General features: G+C 62.9%; 2 protein-coding genes. Both read right to left on the bottom strand.

All coding sequences use genetic code 11. The features are described from left to right. Positions 1-90: 90 nt before the first annotated feature. Complete coding sequence (gene istB, locus ON00_RS19710; RefSeq protein WP_006949666.1) at positions 91-936, bottom strand: IS21-like element helper ATPase IstB; 846 nt, start codon at positions 934-936, stop codon at positions 91-93. Beyond that, the gene (gene istA / locus ON00_RS19715) at positions 933-2,456 is read right to left on the bottom strand and encodes an IS21 family transposase (RefSeq protein ID WP_081628012.1); all 1,524 of its coding nucleotides are present in this window, start codon (positions 2,454-2,456) and stop codon (positions 933-935) included. Before istA ends, istB begins: the two co-directional genes overlap by 4 nt. Positions 2,457-2,632 lie beyond the last annotated feature (176 nt).

Below are 2,632 nucleotides of genomic sequence, written 5' to 3' on the forward strand. Positions count from 1 at the left end.
AGCGCGACATCGTCGGTGACTGGTCAGCGACATTGATGGTGATGTGTCAGCGGTGACGTTGGGGATAGTGTCACACGAGGTTGGCCTGGATCAAGAGGCGTTGTCGCGCAGCGATGTCGCTGGCATGGTTTCGATGTCGCTGGGCGATGTCGCTGGATCAGGAGCACTGTCGCGGAGCGATGTCGCTGAGGCCAGGGCGGATCGCCTGCGATAGCTCTCGACGTTCATTTCCAGGATAGTGGCGTGGTGAACGAGCCTGTCGATGGCAGCGACAGTCATTGCCTTATCCAAAAAAATGGAATCCCAACCGCTGAATGGTTGGTTGGCGGTGATCATGATGGAGCGCCTTTCGTATCTGGCAGAGATGAGTTCGAACAGGACGCTGGTCTCTGCCTGGTCCTTGCGGACGTAGGACAGGTCATCGAGGATGAGCAGGTCGAAGCGGTCGAGCCTGGCGATCTCCTGGGTCAAGGTCAGGGACTGACGTGCGGCCTGCAAACGCTGGACGAGATCGGTGGTTCGGGTGAAGAAGACCCGGTATCCGCGCGCGACGAGCTCGTTGCCGATGGCGGCTGCGGCGTGGCTCTTGCCGGCACCGGGCGGACCAAATGCCAGAAGATTGTGGCCCGCCTTGAGCCAGGCATCTCCTTGGGTCAGAGCCATGACCTGGGCCTTGCTCAAGGTGGGAACGAGGCTGAAGTCGAAGGCATCCAGGGTCTTGCCGGGAGGCAGCCGTGCTTCTGTAAGATGGCGCTGGATCCGGCGTTGTTCGCGTTCGGCGAGTTCCAGTTCGGCCAAGGCTGCCAGCAGGCGCGAAGCCGGCCACCCCTCCTTGTCCGCTCGTGAACAGAAGTCCGGCCAGAGACGGGCAATGGTGGGCAGACGCAGCGTGCCAAGCAACATGGGCAGCTGGGCGGTGTCGACAGTGATGCTCATGCGGCCATCTCCCTGGCGGTGAGCAGATCGTCGTATGTGTCAGGCTGGGGAATATCGACGACCACATCGGCCGGCTCTTTGCCGGGGCGTTGGAAGCGCTCCTGCAGATCCCTCAGATCGGGTAAACCCTGGCCATCGAGTATGCCGGTCAGGGTCGCGGCGAGCTCAGCCTCGCAGGCCTGGTCATGCGCAAGCCACAGCAGCCCCACCATGCTGCGGCATGCGGCGGCTTTGGGAAGCGCACCCTCCAGAGCATCCCAGCAGCGGCGATATTCGCTGCGAGGGAAGAGCTTGTCGCGATAGACAAGGTTTGCCAGCGCGTGGGGCTTGGTACGCAGGCTGTGGATCACGTGCCGATAATTGACTACGTGGTCATGACCGCCCCGTCCGCGATCGGGCGCCCTCCCGCGTGGCAGGGTCTCGATGGGCTGCCCGGCCAGATAAAGGTCGATCCGGTCATCGAAGATCCTGGCTCGCAGGCTATGGCCGATGAGCCGGGAAGGCACGGTGTAGAAGACCTTGCGCAGCACGAAGCCGCCCGATGAGGTGACGAGCACCGTAGCTTCATCATAATCGCAGCTGCGGCGTGAAGGTAACGGGCGCAGGTGCTCAGCTTCGATGCGCAAGGCATCGCGCCGCCGGGCATTGTGGCGGCCCACGATCTGGGCGAGGAACGTGCGCCAGTCCTCGATGGAGGCGAAGTCACGTGTCCCGCGCAACTGGAGTGCCTGATCGAGCCGATCCTTAAGGTGACCATGACGGCTTTCTATGGACCCATTCTCATGGGCGACCCCGCGATTGTTGCGGGTGGGCTCCATCTGGTAATCGGCGCACAGGGCGGCATAGCGGGTCCGCAGATCTTCCTGGGCATCTTGCTCCAGGTTGGCGAACGCCGCGGAGAGGCTATCGGTGCGATGCTCGTGCGGCACGCCGCCAAGCTGCCACAGCGCATTCTGAAGGCCGCAGGCCAGCGCCGTGAAGCTTTCTCCTCCCAGCACGACCTCGGCATGCTCCCACCCGGAATAGACCAGCGCGAAGTGATAGATCAGGTGCGGGCTCGGATTGCCGGAGATGGTGACCTTCAGATCGCGGGCGTCAAAGAAATCCGACATGCCCTGTCGGCCTGGCGGATGGTCCTGCCGGAAGATGACCTCACGCTCTGGTCCATACTCGGCCTTCCATAGCCGTATCCGGCGTTCCAGGGTCCTGCGGGCTGGTGTTAGATCGAGACCGGGGTGGCGTTGCTCCAGCTCCCCAAGAATAGAGATGGGCTTCAGGCCCGGCGTGCTCTCGAGCAAAGGCACGATTTCTTTATCCCACAGTTCGGCGAGCGGATCTGGCCTGCCGCCGCCATGACGTCGCTCCCGGCGACGCTCCGATGGCGACCGGGGATCTTTCTCTGTCCGGTAGCCCGTGCTGGTGGAAAAGCCCGCCATGGCGGCGGCCGCTTTTTGCGGGTGTTTTTGACGAAGGGACATGTAGTACCTCTGCTGTTGGTCGGTGATGGGACGGCCAGGCATCCGATCCTCTTCTTGGCGTTGAAGATCGGACCATCCTGACCGCTGTCGCCGCCAACGGCACGGGGAAACCCGCGCCCGTGTGGGGGGAAGCTACGTCCGGGCTACGCCCGGCCTCCGCTTCCCCCCACACGTCATCTACGATGTCGCTGACCCTTCAACTGCGATGTCGCTGTGCA

Origin of the sequence: Sphingomonas echinoides ATCC 14820 (assembly GCF_000241465.1) — a bacterium.
Taxonomy (GTDB): Bacteria; Pseudomonadota; Alphaproteobacteria; order Sphingomonadales; family Sphingomonadaceae; genus Sphingomonas; species Sphingomonas echinoides.

Bases quoted from the DNA above. Each gene is read 5' to 3' on its own strand.
- istA (WP_081628012.1), bottom strand. From the start codon at position 2,456: ATGCCTGGCCGTCCCATCACCGACCAACAGCAGAGGTACTACATGTCC.
- istB (WP_006949666.1), bottom strand. From the start codon at position 936: ATGAGCATCACTGTCGACACCGCCCAGCTGCCCATGTTGCTTGGCACG.